Annotated in this window: 15 protein-coding genes; 7 read left to right on the forward strand and 8 right to left on the reverse strand. The window is 73.7% G+C overall.

What is annotated here, in order from left to right:
- Window positions 1-52 precede the first annotated feature (52 nt).
- The 3 genes from ACFWA7_RS29400 to ACFWA7_RS29410 all read right to left on the reverse strand — a co-directional run bounded on the left by ACFWA7_RS29400 (window position 53) and on the right by ACFWA7_RS29410 (window position 3,524).
- The gene (locus tag ACFWA7_RS29400; RefSeq protein WP_385826105.1) at window positions 53-1,408 is read right to left on the reverse strand and encodes a carboxyl transferase domain-containing protein; all 1,356 of its coding nucleotides are present in this window, start codon (window positions 1,406-1,408) and stop codon (window positions 53-55) included.
- Window positions 1,401-2,831, reverse strand: coding sequence for an acyl-CoA synthetase (locus ACFWA7_RS29405; protein ID WP_385826107.1), 1,431 nt, complete (start codon window positions 2,829-2,831; stop codon window positions 1,401-1,403). Before ACFWA7_RS29405 ends, ACFWA7_RS29400 begins: the two co-directional genes overlap by 8 nt.
- 69 nt (window positions 2,832-2,900) lie before the next feature.
- Complete coding sequence (locus ACFWA7_RS29410; RefSeq protein WP_385543918.1) at window positions 2,901-3,524, reverse strand: hypothetical protein; 624 nt, start codon at window positions 3,522-3,524, stop codon at window positions 2,901-2,903.
- A 69-nt stretch (window positions 3,525-3,593) separates the two neighbouring features.
- On the opposite strand from ACFWA7_RS29410, the gene ACFWA7_RS29415 reads away from it, so the two are divergent.
- Window positions 3,594-4,031, forward strand: a complete 438-nt coding sequence (locus ACFWA7_RS29415; RefSeq protein ID WP_385826109.1) for an Lrp/AsnC family transcriptional regulator — start codon at window positions 3,594-3,596, stop codon at window positions 4,029-4,031.
- A 453-nt stretch (window positions 4,032-4,484) separates the two neighbouring features.
- Here the strand turns inward: ACFWA7_RS29415 and ACFWA7_RS29420 are convergent, their stop codons facing one another.
- Window positions 4,485-5,522, reverse strand: a complete 1,038-nt coding sequence (locus tag ACFWA7_RS29420; protein ID WP_385543909.1) for a rod shape-determining protein — start codon at window positions 5,520-5,522, stop codon at window positions 4,485-4,487.
- 686 nt (window positions 5,523-6,208) lie between these two features.
- Window positions 6,209-6,790 (reverse strand): hypothetical protein, encoded by a 582-nt coding sequence (locus ACFWA7_RS29425; protein WP_385826111.1) that lies wholly within the window; start codon window positions 6,788-6,790, stop codon window positions 6,209-6,211.
- 145 nt (window positions 6,791-6,935) lie between these two features.
- Between ACFWA7_RS29425 and ACFWA7_RS29430 the strand changes: the two genes are divergently transcribed.
- Entirely contained in the window at window positions 6,936-7,676 is a 741-nt protein-coding gene (locus ACFWA7_RS29430) for a hypothetical protein (protein WP_385543903.1), read from the forward strand.
- A gap of 107 nt (window positions 7,677-7,783) precedes the next feature.
- On the opposite strand, the gene ACFWA7_RS29435 is transcribed toward ACFWA7_RS29430, so the two are convergent.
- The gene (locus tag ACFWA7_RS29435) at window positions 7,784-8,209 is read right to left on the reverse strand and encodes a MarR family winged helix-turn-helix transcriptional regulator (RefSeq protein ID WP_385543900.1); all 426 of its coding nucleotides are present in this window, start codon (window positions 8,207-8,209) and stop codon (window positions 7,784-7,786) included.
- Between the two features lie 112 nt (window positions 8,210-8,321).
- Between ACFWA7_RS29435 and ACFWA7_RS29440 the strand changes: the two genes are divergently transcribed.
- The 3 genes from ACFWA7_RS29440 (at window position 8,322) to ACFWA7_RS29450 (ending at window position 10,840) form a co-directional block, all read left to right on the forward strand.
- Window positions 8,322-9,350, forward strand: a complete 1,029-nt coding sequence (locus ACFWA7_RS29440; protein ID WP_371652571.1) for an NADP-dependent oxidoreductase — start codon at window positions 8,322-8,324, stop codon at window positions 9,348-9,350.
- Window positions 9,351-9,478: 128 nt separating this feature from the next.
- Window positions 9,479-9,904: an organic hydroperoxide resistance protein gene (locus tag ACFWA7_RS29445; protein WP_385543896.1), complete on the forward strand. Its 426-nt coding sequence runs from the start codon at window positions 9,479-9,481 to the stop codon at window positions 9,902-9,904.
- 129 nt (window positions 9,905-10,033) lie between these two features.
- A complete protein-coding gene (locus ACFWA7_RS29450) occupies window positions 10,034-10,840 on the forward strand; it encodes an EI24 domain-containing protein (RefSeq protein ID WP_385543894.1) in 807 nt (268 codons plus the stop codon).
- On the opposite strand, the gene ACFWA7_RS29455 is transcribed toward ACFWA7_RS29450, so the two are convergent.
- Window positions 10,818-11,741, reverse strand: a complete 924-nt coding sequence (locus tag ACFWA7_RS29455) for a LysR family transcriptional regulator (RefSeq protein WP_385826114.1) — start codon at window positions 11,739-11,741, stop codon at window positions 10,818-10,820. The two genes, ACFWA7_RS29450 and ACFWA7_RS29455, sit on opposite strands and share 23 nt — an antisense overlap.
- 58 nt (window positions 11,742-11,799) lie before the next feature.
- Between ACFWA7_RS29455 and ACFWA7_RS29460 the strand changes: the two genes are divergently transcribed.
- Together ACFWA7_RS29460 and ACFWA7_RS29465 are read left to right on the forward strand one after the other, a co-directional pair.
- Window positions 11,800-12,612: an NAD(P)-dependent oxidoreductase gene (locus tag ACFWA7_RS29460; RefSeq protein WP_385826116.1), complete on the forward strand. Its 813-nt coding sequence runs from the start codon at window positions 11,800-11,802 to the stop codon at window positions 12,610-12,612.
- 414 nt (window positions 12,613-13,026) lie between these two features.
- The gene (locus tag ACFWA7_RS29465; RefSeq protein WP_385543885.1) at window positions 13,027-13,170 is read left to right on the forward strand and encodes a hypothetical protein; all 144 of its coding nucleotides are present in this window, start codon (window positions 13,027-13,029) and stop codon (window positions 13,168-13,170) included.
- A gap of 179 nt (window positions 13,171-13,349) precedes the next feature.
- On the opposite strand, the gene ACFWA7_RS29470 is transcribed toward ACFWA7_RS29465, so the two are convergent.
- Window positions 13,350-14,570, reverse strand: a complete 1,221-nt coding sequence (locus ACFWA7_RS29470) for a pyroglutamyl peptidase (protein WP_385543929.1) — start codon at window positions 14,568-14,570, stop codon at window positions 13,350-13,352.
- Window positions 14,571-14,577: the final 7 nt, after the last annotated feature.

The raw sequence follows: 14,577 nt of genomic DNA on the forward strand, positions 1-14,577 counted from the left end.
GGGCAGCAGCCCCCGGACCCCCGGCCTCAACCCCCACCCACCCCCGGCGGGTTCAGGGAAGGGGCGGGGTGGGGGAGACCACCCCCCGGGCCACCCCCAGCCGTACCAGGTCCTGCGGACGCACCCCCAGCTGATCCGCCGTGCCCCGCACCTCCCCCGCCCCCCGCTTCAAGATCGCCGCCGCCAACTCGGGCGCGATCACCGAGAAGTAGCTGTCCGGCGTCACCCAGGTGCGGCCGGGGGACGCCAGCGCCAGGGCTCCGCCCGAGCCGCCCTCGCCGATCACCAGCGTCGTCACCGGCACCCCCACCCCCGCCACCGCCGCGAAGCAGTCCGCGACGGCCGCGCCCTGGCCAGCCCGTTCCGCCGCCGCGTCGTTCGCCGCGCCCGGGGTGTCGACCAGGGTGAGGACGGGGACGCCGAGGCGGTCGGCGAGGCGGAGGAGGCGGGCGGCGGTGCGGTAGCCCGCCGGGTGCGTCGGGGTGCCGGCCTGGGCCGCGTACGCGACCGTACGCCCGGCCCGCTCCCCGAACCCGCACAGCATCCCCTCGTCCACACCCCCGCATCGGTCACCGCTGAGAGGGAGGCGGAAGTCGAAGTACGCGTCCAGGTACGCCGACGCCCGTGGCCGGGAACGCGCGCGTGCCTGTTCCACCGCCTCCCACCCCGTCCCCGGCAGCCCCGTCCCCCCGAGCGCCGGGGGCACGTCGGCCGGGGGCACCGGGCCGCCCGGGGTCCCGGCGGAGAGCAGCCCCAGCCACCTCCCCAGCACCCCGCGCAGCTCCGCCACCGGCACCAGCGCGTCCACCGCCCCGGCCGCCAGCTGGCCCTCCGCCGCGTACGCCGCCGGATCCGCGTCGGCGGGCCGTACCCGCGAACCCGCGAAGCCCACCTGCGCCCCGGGCAGCGCAAGGACCACGTCCGCGCCCGCCCCGAGCGTGGCCCAGCCGCCGCCCGTGGTCGGGTCGCGCAGGACCGCGATCTGGGGCAGCCCGGCCGACCGCAGCAGGGTGGACTGGCGGGCCACCCGCTGGAGTTGGGTGAGCGCGACCATGCCCTCCTGCATCCGGCTGCCGCCGGTCGCGATCAGCGAGACCAGCGGCAGCCGCCGCTCCCGCGCCGCCCGGTAGGCGGCCTCCAGACGGTCCCCCGTACGTTCGCCCAACGAGCCGCCCAGGAAGCCGAATTCGAAGGAGAGGAGGATGCAGGGCCGCCCCTCTGCCGTCGCCTGGCCGTAGATCACCGATTCCTGTTCGCCCGTGCGCTCCCTCGCGCGCGCCCGCGACGCCTCGTACCCCTCCCAGCCGAGTGGCCCCTCCACCGTCGTCTCCCGCTCGGGCGCGTGCAGCTCGGTGAAGTCCGAAGTCGCCGCCCCGATGGCCGCCCTCGCGCTCAGCCGGTCAGCCATTGCCGTTCCCCAGCGCCCGCTTCATGATCTTGCCCATGTCGTTGCGCGGCAGCGTCTCCAGGAAGCGGACCGTACGCGGCCGTTTGTGCGGGGAGAGCTGGGCGGCCACGTGCCCGGCCAACTCCTCGGCCGTGGGCGGGGACTGGGGGTCGGCCGGGACCACCCACGCCACGATCCGCTCCCCGAGGTCGGCGTCCGGCTCACCGGTGACGGCCACCTCACGCACCCCGGGGTGGTCGAGCAGCGCGTTCTCGATCTCACCCGCCCCGATCTTGTACCCGCCGCTCTTGATCAGGTCCGTCGCCCTGCGGCCGACGATCCGTACGTATCCGTCGCCGTCCAGGCTCGCCATGTCGCCGGTGCGGAACCAGCCGTCCTCGGTGAACGCGGCGGCCGTGGCGTCCGGCCGGTTGAGATAGCCGCTGAAGAGGTTCGGGCCGCGCACCTGGATCTCGCCGATGCCGTCCGACTCGTCCGCCAGGCGCAGTTCCACGCCCGGCAGCGGCACCCCGACCGTGCCGGGTCGCGGCTCGCCGTCCACCCGTACGCTCGTGTTCATCAGCGTTTCGGTCATCCCGTACCGCTCGATCACCGTGCGGCCGGTCGCCGCCGCGATCCGCCGGTGGTCGTGGACGGGCAGCGCCGCCGAACCCGACACCAGGAGCCGCGCCCCGGCCAGCGCCTTCGCCAACTCCCGGTCGCTGTCCAGGGATTCGGCGATACGGTGGTACATCGTCGGCACCCCGAAGAGCATCGTCGCGCCCGTCGACAGCTCACGGGCCACGCCCTCCACCGAGAACCTGCCCAGATGCCGCACCGAGCCGCCGCGCCGCAGCGGGCCGAGGACGCCGAGGATCAGGCCGTGGACGTGGAAGAGCGGCAGAGCGTGTACGAGGACGTCGTCGGGCGTCCACGCCCAGACCTCCGCCAGCGCGTCGAGCGTGCCTGCGACGGCCCGGCGGGGGAGTACGGCGCCCTTGGGCGGGCCGGTGGTGCCGGAGGTGTAGACGATGAGGGCGGGGGACTCTGCGTCGTCGGGCTCGGCGGGCGGAGGATCCGCCGCCGATCCTGCCTCCGGGACCACGTCGATCCTGGTCAGCGCCGCCAGCGCGGGCGGCAGTGGTTCGCCGGGGGCGGCGAGGACGGCCGTGGGCGCGCTGTCCCTCAGGATGTGCGCCAGCTCGCGTTCGCCCGTCTTGGGGTTCAGCGGTACGGCGGGCACCCCGGCCAGCAGCGCCGCGACCACCCCGACCGCCGTCTCCAGGGTCGGGGTCGCCCAGACGGCGACGCGGCCCGACCCGGCGATCCGGCCTGCCAGGGCGCCCGCCGCCCCGGCGAGTTCGGCGTAGGTGAGGGCGTGCTCGCCGAACCGAAGGGCTTCCTTCCGGTCGGCGGTCCGCAGCGCGGGAAAGAGAGGGGACACGGAAAGGGCTCCTCGCAGTCGACGGCACCGGCCCTGAAGGGCCATCGGAAACCCTACGCGGCACCGCGATCAAGGCAGCGGCAGCGCCACCTTGACGGCGTACAGCGCGACCAGCCCGTAGCCGAGCCGGAACGTCCACATCCGGGCCGCGTCGGAGATCCGCGCCCCGGCGAACCCGCTCGCCGCGACGAGCAGTTGCTGCCACACGAAGGACGCGGCGAACACGGCCGAGACGAACACGGCCCCGCTGCCGCCGCCGTGGAGGGTGCTGCCCTGGGCGGTGGTGAGGGCGGTGAAGTAGAGGGCGGTGGTGGGGTTGACGAGAGTGAGGGCGGCGAAGCGGGTAAACGTACGGGCGGGCCCCCGGGCCGGGGGCGCGGGGGCCGGGTCGCCCGCCACAGGTCCGCGCGACCCCCACAGCCCCCGCCCCGCGATCCCCACCAGCACGGCCGCCGCCACCAGCCGCACCCACGCCTCCACCCCCGTCAGCGTCGACGCCACCCACGGGCCCAGCGCGGTCGCCGCCGCCGCGTACGCCAGGTCGACCACCGCCACCGCCGACGCCGCGGCGACCGCCCCGCGCCGGTCGCGCATGCCCTCCTGGACGAGCAGCACCCCGACCGCGCCCACGGGCATCGCCACGCCCAGGCCCGCCGCCGCACCCGCCACCGCCGTCGTCCACATCTCACTCATGGGGGTACTGTCCGGCCACGCCCGCCCGGTACGCGGCCGAATACCGGTCCGGGCTGCGACAATCGTGGTATGGACCGCCTGGACAGAGAAATCCTCGGCGTACTGCGGGAGGATGCGCGGATCTCGTACCGCGACCTCGGTGCGAAGGTCGGGCTCAGCGCGAACGCCGCCGCCGACCGGGTGCGGCGGATGCGCCGCGACGGCGTCATCCGGGGCTTCACGGTCCTGGTCGACCCGACGGCCGACGCCGGGCCCGGGCTCGTCGTCTTCATCGACGTCACCCTGCGCCTGGACACCACGAACGAGGCGTTCGAGAAGGTCGCCCTGAAGCTGCCGGGCATCACGGAGGTCGTGCACGTCACGGGCGAGCACGACTATCTCGTACGGGCCAGGGCGGCCGACCCGGCGGCGCTCGACGGGCTGCTGCGCCGGCTGAAACGGGACGCGGGGGTGGCACGCTCGGACACGAGGATCGCCCTGCGGGCTGCCCAGAGCCGCACCCCCTAAGAGCCGCAGGCCCTAAGAGCCGCACCCCCCCCAGGGGCGCGGGGCGGTGACATCGTGCGGCTCCGCCGCGATGGGGGTCCCCCTGTTCGAGCGAAGTCGAGAACTTGGGGGAGCGACCAGCCCCCACCGGCCCGCAGCCGCCGACGCACATCCACCGCCCCCTGCCGAGGCGCCTCCCACATCTACAGAGGCGCCTCCCACACCGTGGCCCCGCCCCCCTCCCCGTAGCGGCAGCATCATGCTCGGCCCGAAGCGGGTCCGTACATGCGTGGTCATCCGGGGGTCGGTCGCCGGGTGGTGTGCAGTTCGAGCTCGGAGCCGACGCCGAGGACGGCTTCGAGCAGGACGGGCAGCGGTGTCCCGGCCCCGGATCCGCCGTCCGCGCGCACCGGGCCCCTCCTGCCTTCACCCGGCACCTCACCCGGCACCTCACCCGGCACTTCACCCGGCGCCTCACTCCGCGAGCGGGTCGAGGACCATCGGCTCGATCCTGCCGTCCAGCATCGCGCCGAGGCCCAGGATGGCGCAGACGTCCGGGCGTTCGGCGATGCCCACGGGCATGCCGGTCGCCTTGCGCAGCATCTGGTCCAGGCCCGGCAGCAGGGCGCTTCCGCCGACCATCATGATCCCCCGGTCCGCGAGGTCCGCGACCAGGTCAGGGGGGCAGTCGCGCAGGACCTTGCCGATGCCGTCGAGGACGGCGGTCAGCGGGGTGTGGATCGCGTCGCGGACGGCCGCGGTGTCGACCTGGACCGAGCGGGCGAGGCCGGTGGCGACGTCCCGGCCGTGGATCTCGGTGGAGGCGGGGCCGTGCGAGGTCAGCCCGTTGCCGCTGAGGGCGAGCTGGAGGGGGCGCACGGACTGGCTCGGCAGCATCAGCTCGTGCTGGTGGCGCAGGTGCTGGATGACGGCGTGGTCGATCGCGTCGCCGCCCACCGGGATCCGCTGGGCGGTGACGATCGCGCCGAGTGAGAGCACCGCGATCTGGGTCGTGGCCGCCCCGCACACCATGATCATGGTGGCGGTCGGCTGCTCGACCGGGAGCCCGCAGCCGACGGCCGCCGCGATCAGGGTGTCGACCAGCTCGACCCGGCGGGCGCCGAGCCCCACCAGGGTCTCGACGGTGGCGCGCTGGGCGAGCGGGTCGGCCTCGTGCGGGGTGCAGGCGGCGGCCCGCAGCCCGGGCTTGCGGCGCAGCTGGCGCCGCAGCTTCTCGCCGACCAGATGCCGCAGCATGCGCTGGGCCATCTCGATGTCGACGACGGTGCCGCCGGTCACGGGCCGGGCGACGCGGATGTAGTCGGGCGTACGGCCGGTCATCTTCTCGGCGAACGCGCCGACGGCGATCAGCGCGCCGGTACGGGTGTTGATGGCCGCGACGCTGGGCTCGTCCACGACGAGTCCCAGGCCCTTGACGAATACGCGCGTCCTCGCGGCGCCGAGGTCGACGGCTACGTGGCAACGGCGCAACTGCTCCAGACTGACGGTCACGGCATCCTCCCGAGTGGCGGTCCTTGATCGGATCGTCCGTTCCCCGCGGTCGCCGCGCGCGCTGGGCTGGGCCGGTCGGGCGTCGGCTGACTGAGTGCCAGTTGCCCCGGAGGCGGGGCTGATCGGGGGACAATGTGTTCGGCTTCGGCGTGCCTGCGGGTGTTTGGGGGTGCGGGCTGGGTCCCGGATCTGATTTCGGCTGCGGGCCGTCGTGGGCTGGTCGCTCCCCCAGGTTCTGGGCCTCGCTCGAACAGGGGGACCCCATCGCGGCGGAGCCGCACATGTCACAGCCCCGCGCCCCTGAGGGACGGGGCCGAGCCGCGTTTTTGGGTGCCGGTGGATTGCCTGAGGGGCGTGGGGAACTGTGCGAGTGGCTCCAGCACGGTCCGCAGTCGAGATCTTCGGGGGCGCGGGGAACTGCGTGAGCGGCTCCAGCGCGGTCCGCAGCCGAGATCTTCGGGGGCGTGGGGAACTGTGCGAGTGGTTTCAGCGCGGTCCGCAGCCGAGATCTGTGGGGGGCGTCGGGAACTGCGTGAGCGGCTCCAGCGCGGTCCGCAGCCGAGATCTTCGGGGGCGTGGGGAACTGTGCGAGTGGTTCCAGGGCGGTCCGCAGCCGAGATCTTCGGGGGCGTCGGGAACTGCGTGAGCGGTTCCAGCACGGTCCGCAGCCGACAGACGCGCCCCGGTTACACCTCCCGCACCGCCGGCCGCAGGCCCTGCAGCAGCCCCCAAGAGAACTCCGCCACGCACTTCTCGCCGTCCGGCGCCGTCAGCTCCAGTTGCCAGCGGGTGGGGGCGCTGCCCTCCATCGGGCGGGCCGGGGGGAAGGCGCGGGCCGCCTCGTCGACCGTGCAGGACCACGGGCGCAGGTCCGCCGCCGTCTCCAGTACGGGGCCGGGCTCGCCGGGGGCCCGGACCAGCCACTCGTTCCACACCGTCCCGTCCGGCCCGGCCAGCACCTCGAACCGCAGCGTCGGCCACAGCGGCACCGGCCACAGCCGGGCCTCGCACTCCAGGTCGCCGACCTTGCGCCGGGCCACCGTCTCGGGCGCGCCGAGCACCGACCGGTAGCGCGCGGCGGCGCCCCGGGAGCGTGGCGAGCGGGCCATCGCCTGCCAGCGGCGGTTGGCCTCCCGCATCTGTGTCATGGACACCCCCAGCTCGCGGCGGGCGTCGTCGACCAGCTCCGGCTGGTGGTCGGCCATCCGCCGCAGCAGGACGAGTTGGAAGTCGAGCGGCCCGAAAACGTGGGGTTGCGCGTCCGTCATGACCCCATCCTGCCCGGCCCCACCGACATCGCACCGAACGCCCGACTTCGTGCCCCCGACACGCCCTGGAAGGAGGGCTTCCACACAAGATCCACACATTCCCGGCCCCAATTGTCGACCGCTACCCGCATAGCCTCCGTTGGCCATGGATTACTGCCACGTCTGCCGACGGCACCTCAACGGCGCACTGGCCTGCGCCGGATGCGGCACCCCCGCGGAGGAACTGCGGCAGCCAGAAGTCATCGACCTCGGGGTCTACGAGTCCGCCGCATCCGGTGCGGACCCGGCCCCCGCCGGTCACCGCCGCGCGCGCCGCGAGCCGCCCCGGGCCCGACCGCGCCGCCGCGCCCGCAAGCGGCGCGGCCGCCTCGTGCTGTTCGGCTCGGCCGGTGTGGTCCTCGCGGCCGGCGCGCTGGGTATCGCACAGCTCGCCATCGAGCCGCCGCCGGACGACCGCGGCGCCGCCACCTCCGTACACGAGGAGGAGCAGATCTCGCAGGAGACGGACGCGCCGGCCCCTGACGCGAGCGATGTGGGCGGCCCCGAGCGGCCGAGCGCGGTGCCCGCGGGGAACGGTCACGGCAAGAGCCACCCGACCCCGGGCGGTACGCGCCCCGGCCCGGGCGGCACCGGCAGCGCAACCGGGACCGGGACCGGAACCGGAACCGGGACCGGCGGCGCCCCGGCCCCGGGCGGCTCGCACCCGGCCACCGGCCCGACCGGCGCGCCGAGCGCCCCGGCCCCCACGCCCACGGGCCCGGACGGCTCCCCGCTCCCGTCGACGTCACCCCAGCCGTCCACCTCGGACACACCGCCACCACCGGCGCCGCCCCCCACGCCGGCCCCGACGCAGACGTGCAACCGCTTCCTCTGGTGGTGCCTGTAGTCAGCTGTGGGCCGGTGGGGCTGGTCGCTCCCCAAGTTCTCGGCTTCGCTCGAACAGGGGGGGACCCCCATCGCGGCGGAGCCGCACATGTCACAGGGCCGCGCCCCTCAAGGGGCGCCCAGCATCCGCTTCAGCAGATCCCGCAGCACCGTCCGCTCCTCCGCCGACAGCTCCGCCAGCGGCTCGCGGGCGAAGTCCAGGGAGTCGCGGAGCCGCGCCGCGGTCGCCAGCCCCTCCTCCGTCGGCGCCGCCAGCTTCACCCGGCGGTCGGCCGGGTCGGGGCGTCGCTCGACGAGGCCGCGGGCCTCCAGGCGGTCGATGATCCCCGTGACGTTCGACGGCTCGCACTTCAGCTTCCGCGCGATCTTGCGCATCGGCACAGGTTCCAGCGAGAGCAGCCCGAGGACGCGCGCCTGCGCCCCGGTGAGCGCGTGCTCGGCGGCGGCCCGCTCGTACTCCTCGTGGTAGCGCGACACCACCGAGCCGATGAGGTCGACGACTTCGAGGGTGAGGGCATCCATACGCGTGGCCATGGAACCAGCGTACCGAGTTACTTGACAATCTCAAATATCCAGGAGCATGGTTGTTTCAGTACCTGAAGTAATCCGCCGGACCCGGCGACCGCACCGCAGGAGGACGCACCCCATGTCCGCACCGTCCGCACTCCCCGCCACCAGCCGTGAATGGCACCTCGTCGCCCGCCCGCACGGCTGGCCGGTCCCGGCCGACTTCGCGCTCCGCGAGGTCCCGGTCGCCGCGCCCGCCGAGGGCCGGATCCTGGTCCGCAACCTCTTCATGTCCGTCGACCCGTATATGCGCGGCCGTATGAACGACGTGAAGTCGTACATCCCGCCGTTCCAGCTCGACAAGCCGATGGACGGCGGCGCGGTGGGCGAGGTCGTGGCCTCCGGCGACGAGCGCTTCGCCGTCGGCGACCATGTGCTGCACGGGCTCGGCTGGCGCGAGTACGCCGACCTGGACGCCAAGCACGCCACCAAGGTCGACGCCTCGCTGGCCCCGCTCTCCGCGTACCTCGGTGTGCTCGGTATGACGGGCCTGACCGCGTACGCGGGACTGTTCGACGTCGCCTCCTTCAAGGAGGGCGACGCGGTCTTCGTCTCCGGCGCGGCCGGCGCGGTCGGCAGCCAGGTCGGCCAGCTGGCCCGTCTCAAGGGCGCCTCGCGGGTGATCGGCTCGGCCGGCTCCGACGAGAAGGTGAAGTGGCTGGTGGAGGAGCTGGGCTTCGACGCCGCCTTCAACTACAAGAACGGCCCGGTCCGCGACCAGCTGCGCGCGGCCGCCCCGGACGGCATCGACGTCTACTTCGACAACGTCGGCGGCGAGCACCTGGAAGCGGCGATCTCCTCGCTGAACGTGCACGGCCGCGCCACCATCTGCGGCATGATCGCGGGCTACAACGACACCGAGCCGACCCCGGGCCCGCGCAACATGGCCATGATCATCGGCAAGCGGCTGCGCCTCCAGGGCGTCCTCGTCGGCGACCACGCGGCGCTCCAGCCGCAGTTCGTCCAGGAGGTGGCCGGCTGGATCGCCTCCGGTGAGCTGAAGTACGGCGAGACGGTCGTGGCGGGCATCGAGAACGGCGCGGACGCCTTCCTCGGCATGCTCCGGGGCGAGAACACCGGAAAGATGGTCGTCTCGCTGGGCGAGTGACCCCGCCCGCGTGACCTCTGCCACTCTTGAAGACCTTATCGGATGACTTCCGCCATTCGATAAGGTCTTTCCACATCCCGGCTGTCGTGGGCGCGAGCGGCCGGGAACGAGCAGGAGGAGCACCCAGCATGTCCATCCAGCAGTCCGACGTTCTGTACACCGCCGTCGCCGTCGCCGAGAACGGCCGGGACGGCCGGGTCGCCACCGACGACGGCCGGCTCGACGTGGTCGTGAACCCGCCGAAGGCGATGGGCGGCAGCGGCGCGGGCACCAACCCGGAGCAACTGTTCGCGGCCGGTTTCAGCGCCTGCTTCCAGGGCGCCCTCGGTGTGGTCGCGCGCCAGGAGAACGCCGACATATCCGGCTCGACGGTCACCGCCGAGGTCGGCATCGGCAAGAACGACGACGGCTTCGGCATCATCGTCAGGATCTCCGCGGCCCTCCCCAACGTGGACGCGGCCACCGCGCGCGACCTCGTCGAGAAGGCGCACCAGGTGTGCCCGTACTCGAAGGCCACGCGCGGCAACATCACGGTCGACCTCGCGGTCGCCTGACGTCCCTGCGGTCGCCCGGCGTCCGTACGAAGGGCCGCACCCGGCACGGCGGGGTGCGGCCTTTCGCCGTGTTCCGGAGCGGGGAACTCCCGTACGAGAGGGGCGGTTACCGGCCGATAGAGTTCGGCCATGCGTGATCTCGGGGCGGGCTTCGGTTATCTGGTCAAAGGGCAGCGATGGGTCACCGGCCACGGCCGGTCCCTGGGGATCGGACTGCTGCCCGGCCTGGTCACCCTTGTCCTGTACGCGGCGGCGCTGACCGGGCTCGCCCACGGGGCGGACGACTTCGTCGGCTGGGCGACCCCGTTCGCCGACGGCTGGTCCTCGCCGTGGCTGAGCCTGTTCCGGGGCTTCCTGACGGCGCTGGTCTTCGCGATGGGCCTGTTCCTGGCGGTGATCACCTTCACCGCGGTGACGCTCCTGGTCGGCCAGCCCTTCTACGAGAAGCTGTCCGAGGACGTCGACCGCTGGGAGAGCGGCGGCGAGGCGCCGGAGTCCGGCCTGCCGCTCTGGCGTGAGCTGTGGATCTCCGCCCGTGACTCCGTACGCGTCCTGACGCGCGTCGTCCTGTACGGCGTCCTCCTCTTCGCCCTCGGCTTCCTGCCGGTGGTCGGCCAGACGGTGGTCCCCGCGATCGGCTTCTGCGTCTCCGGCTTCTTCCTCACCGAGGAGCTGACGGCGGTGGCGCTCCAGCGCCGGCGAGTGGAACTGGCGGACCGCCTCGCCCTGCTGCGCACGCGCCGCCTGCTCGTCCTCGGCTTCGGCGTCCCGCTGACGCTGGCGTTCCTGGTGCCGTTCGTGGCGGTGTTCCTGATGCCGGGGGCGGTGGCGGGGGCGACGCTGATGGTGCGGGACCTGCTGGACGAGACGGCGGCGGACCCGCAGCCGGAGCCCGAAACGGCCGGACCGACCCTTACGGGCGGCCCGACGGGATGATCTGCCGCGCCGTCGCCCGGAGTTCGGCGAGGAAGGCGGCCACGGCCGGGGAGTCGGCGCGGCCGTACGGGGTCGCCGCGTAGACCGCTCGGTGCGGTACGTCGTCCGGGTGCAGGGGGACGAGCACGATGTCGGCGCGGACCGAGTCGGCGGCGAGGGCGGGCAGCAGCGTGACGCCGAGCCCGGCCGCGACGAAGCCCTGCTTGGCGATCCAGTCCCGTACGACGAGGGTCGTACGTGGCCGGAACCCGCCTTCAAGGACCGGCCGCATCAACGTGTCCTCCGGCCGGGTGCTGCCCGCGACCCACTCCTCGTCGACGAGCTCCGCCAGCCGCAGCCGCTTCCGCCCCGCCAGGGGGTGGTCCTGCGGCATCGCCACGAACATCGGCTCGTCGAGCAGATGCCGCAGGGCGCAGCCGTCGAGGGCGCGCCCGGCGGTGGCGCTGACCACGGCGATGTCCAGCTCCCCGGCGGCGAGCAGCCCGAGGTGCTTGACGGAGGGCCCCTCGGTACGGGCGAGGGTCACCCCGGGGTGACGGCGCCGGAACGCGGCGAGGGCGCGGGGGAGCAGCGCGGCGTCGGCGGTCGAGAACGCCCCGACGCGCAGCAGCCCGCCGTCGAGCGTGCGCAGCGCGGCGAGCTCGGCGCGGGCGGCGGCGAGCCGGCCCCGTACGGCCTCGGCGTGCGGCACCAGCACCCGCCCGGCCTCGGTGAGCCGCACCCCCCGGGCCAGCCGGTCGAAGAGCACGCTCCCCAACTCGTCCTCCAGCGCCTGGACTTGCCGCGAGACGGCGGACTGGGTGTAGCCGAGGGCCTGGGCGGCGGCGGTGAAGGAGCCGTCGGAGGCGACCCGGAGGAAGACGTCGTAGAGGCTGTGGGTGGTGGTATGCGGCGAGCTCATGGCTGCCATGCTAGACATTCGCTTGTGGCATGGGTGGCGGCGTTCGTACGGTCGTTCCATGAACAGCGAGAAGGCAAGGACGAACGTGCAGCAGGTCGCGTTTCTGGGGCTGGGCAACATGGGGGCGCCGATGGCTCGCCGGCTGCTCGCGGCGGGGTACGGGCTGACGGTCTGGAACCGTACGGCGAGCAAGGCCGGCTCGCTGGCGGCCGAGGGGGCCGTGGCCGCGGCGAGCCCCGCCGAGGCGGTCCGCGACGCCGACGTGGTCATCACGATGCTCGCGGACCCGGCGGCGGCGCTCGCCGTGGCGGACGCGATGGTTCCGGCGCTGCGGGCGGGGGTGACGTGGATCGATACGTCGACGGTCGGCCCGGACACGGTCCGGGAGCTGGCATCCCGTCTCCCCGCCGGGATCGCGTTCATCGACGCGCCGGTGATGGGAAGCGTGGACCGGGCCGCGACGGGCGAGCTCCTCATCCTGGCGGGCGGCGAGACGGATCCGGTGGCTCCTCTGCTGGCCGAGCTGGGGTCGGTGACGCGGTGCGGCGAGGTGGGTACGGGGGCGGCGCTCAAGCTGGTCCTGATCAGCGCGGTGATCGGCGGGGTGGCCCTGGTGGCCGAGTCCCTGCGCCTGGCCGCGGCCCTGGGCCTGCCGCCCGAACTGACCCGGTCCTCGCTGGCGGCGAGCCCGCTGGGCGGGCTGGTGGGGCGGGCGTTCGCGACGCACGCGTACTTCCCTGTGGCACTGGCGGCGAAGGATGTGTCGCTGGCGACGGAGGTGGTGGGGTCGCCGGTGCTGGAGGCGGTGCGCGAGGTGTTGGTGGGGAGGAGTGATCTGGCGGGGGAGGATCTGTCGGCGCTGCGGGCTTGACCCCAGGGCCGAGCCCCCCAACCCCGCCCCTTCCCCAAAGCCCTGGGCGGGCGGCCGGGCGGGGGCCGAGGTCCGCGATGGCTTCGGTGAATCTGTGAATCCTCGCGTGCGCGGCAACCTTTCGGCCTCCCCGGACCACTGAGTGCTGTCCGGCCAGGCGGTCCGGGCAGACGCAACGGCTGAAAGAGAGCACAGACATGCCCCTCTCCCACCCACGTCGTCGGTGGCGTACCGCGCTGGCGGCCCACGTGCCGCGCGGCCACGCCCGCGGTAGTCACCGGTCGTCCAGCTCAGCCGTCACGGGGAAACGAAGAGTGATGCACCGTGCCGGTCGGTTGCTCGCGCGTCGGAGTGTCTGGCGGCCATCGTCATGGCTGTCCTGGCCGGCTCCGCTGTTGTTGGTTCTTCGCGCACATGGACCAGGTGGCGAAAGCGCATATCGCCGGCCTGCTGTTCGGTGCGGGGCAGCAAGAACAGACATCGGTCGAGACCGACGGCGGAAACCTGATCAAAAAGGCGATCGACTATCACAACTCGGGTGGTACAGCGCTCAAGTAGGCGGAGATGCGAACCCGGCCCCATCCTCGATGGGGCCGGGTTCGTCCTCTTCGTCGGGCTGACGACTTCGGGCCGACGCGGGGAACTGCGCGGCCAGCCACCCACAGCCCACAGACAACCGCAGGTCCGGGGCGTAGCCCCGGGAAACCCGCCTCAGCCCGCTCCCACCCCCGTAGGGTTCAGGAAAGGGGCGGGGCGGGGGACACCGCCGTCGTCACGATCGCCCGCACCTGCCCCACGATCTCCCCCCGATTCCGCTCGAACTCCGCATCCGTCACCGCCCCCGTCGACGGATCCGTGTTCCCCGCCCCGAACTCCAGCACAGGGGTGTGCACATGACCTCCCGGGATCGACAGACCCAGCCGGTCCCGCAGCAGCGTCGCCCGGTACGCGATCTCGTTGGACAGGTAGTCACCCCCGCCCCCGGCTCGCGCCACGGACCCCGCCGACGGCCCGTCCTCCCGCACCACCGGCCCCGTCCCGCCCGCCGGTACCTCCGTCACCGACGTGTGGTCGTACACCGGGTACGGCCCCGTCCGAGCCGCCACGATCGCCTGGTACGGCAGCGTCGTCCTCGTCCACTGCGGCTGGCTCGCCGGATCGGACACCGGAACCTGCTCCGTCCGCGACTCGTTCTCGTTGTCCGGGAACCCGCCCCGCCACGCCCCGTTGAAGCGCTCGACGTCGATCCGCCCGAACCGCCCCTGGCTGACCGTGGTGAACAGGTCGACCTGCGGCAGCACCGGCCGCAGCGTCCGCTCGACCGTGCCCGCCGCGAAGTCGTCCCAGCGGACGGGGAACATGGCCGTCTCGATCCGGGCGGGCCCGGCGGCCGTACGTATCCAGGTGCCGTCGAGCGCCAGCGCCGTCGCGCCCGACGGGTTGCTGATGCGGATGTCCCGGTCGAGGGTGAAGGGGTCGAAGCCGGTGACCAGGATGCGCTTGTAGCCCGTGCCCGACCCGTACGTGATCGAGTTCTGGCCCCGTGATCCCCGCTCCAGACGGTCCAGGAGCGCCGCCCGTCGCTCCTGCGACAGTCCGAACCCCGGCTCCCAGCCCCGCAGTTCCCGCGTCATCCCCAGCCGCGCCCAGTACAGCGGCCGGTCGTCGTCCCGGCTCAGGTCGCCGCCCGCCGGGCCGCGCCCCTGCGCCCGGTCCACGGCCCGCCGCCAGAGCGCGGCGCCCTCGCGGGCGACCAGGCGCTCGGCCTCCCGGTAGGACCGCACACCGTCGAGCTCCCGCGCGAACCGCCCGGCCACGTCGTCGAACCCGGAGCGCCGCAGTATCTCCTGCGGGACGGCCAGGTCCAGGCGCTGCTCCTCCACGGTCGGCGGCGCCCCCGTCGCTGCCGGGGCCTGCGCCTGCGCCGGGACCGGCACGAGCACCGCGCCGAACGTCATCGAAGCG

It is taken from the genome of Streptomyces sp. NPDC059994, from assembly GCF_042737755.1.
Classification (GTDB): Bacteria; Actinomycetota; Actinomycetes; order Streptomycetales; family Streptomycetaceae; genus Streptomyces.

Excerpts from the sequence above, each read along its gene's own strand:
- ACFWA7_RS29460 (WP_385826116.1), top strand. The coding sequence starts at position 11,800 with ATGAACAGCGAGAAGGCAAGGACGAACGTGCAGCAGGTCGCGTTTCTG.
- ACFWA7_RS29455 (WP_385826114.1), bottom strand. The coding sequence starts at position 11,741 with ATGAGCTCGCCGCATACCACCACCCACAGCCTCTACGACGTCTTCCTC.
- ACFWA7_RS29425 (WP_385826111.1), bottom strand. The coding sequence starts at position 6,790 with ATGACGGACGCGCAACCCCACGTTTTCGGGCCGCTCGACTTCCAACTC.
- ACFWA7_RS29445 (WP_385543896.1), top strand. The coding sequence starts at position 9,479 with ATGTCCATCCAGCAGTCCGACGTTCTGTACACCGCCGTCGCCGTCGCC.
- ACFWA7_RS29430 (WP_385543903.1), top strand. The coding sequence starts at position 6,936 with ATGGATTACTGCCACGTCTGCCGACGGCACCTCAACGGCGCACTGGCC.
- ACFWA7_RS29465 (WP_385543885.1), top strand. The coding sequence starts at position 13,027 with ATGGACCAGGTGGCGAAAGCGCATATCGCCGGCCTGCTGTTCGGTGCG.
- ACFWA7_RS29470 (WP_385543929.1), bottom strand. The coding sequence starts at position 14,570 with ATGACGTTCGGCGCGGTGCTCGTGCCGGTCCCGGCGCAGGCGCAGGCC.
- ACFWA7_RS29450 (WP_385543894.1), top strand. The coding sequence starts at position 10,034 with ATGCGTGATCTCGGGGCGGGCTTCGGTTATCTGGTCAAAGGGCAGCGA.
- ACFWA7_RS29435 (WP_385543900.1), bottom strand. The coding sequence starts at position 8,209 with ATGGCCACGCGTATGGATGCCCTCACCCTCGAAGTCGTCGACCTCATC.
- ACFWA7_RS29440 (WP_371652571.1), top strand. The coding sequence starts at position 8,322 with ATGTCCGCACCGTCCGCACTCCCCGCCACCAGCCGTGAATGGCACCTC.
- ACFWA7_RS29415 (WP_385826109.1), top strand. The coding sequence starts at position 3,594 with ATGGACCGCCTGGACAGAGAAATCCTCGGCGTACTGCGGGAGGATGCG.
- ACFWA7_RS29410 (WP_385543918.1), bottom strand. The coding sequence starts at position 3,524 with ATGAGTGAGATGTGGACGACGGCGGTGGCGGGTGCGGCGGCGGGCCTG.
- ACFWA7_RS29400 (WP_385826105.1), bottom strand. The coding sequence starts at position 1,408 with ATGGCTGACCGGCTGAGCGCGAGGGCGGCCATCGGGGCGGCGACTTCG.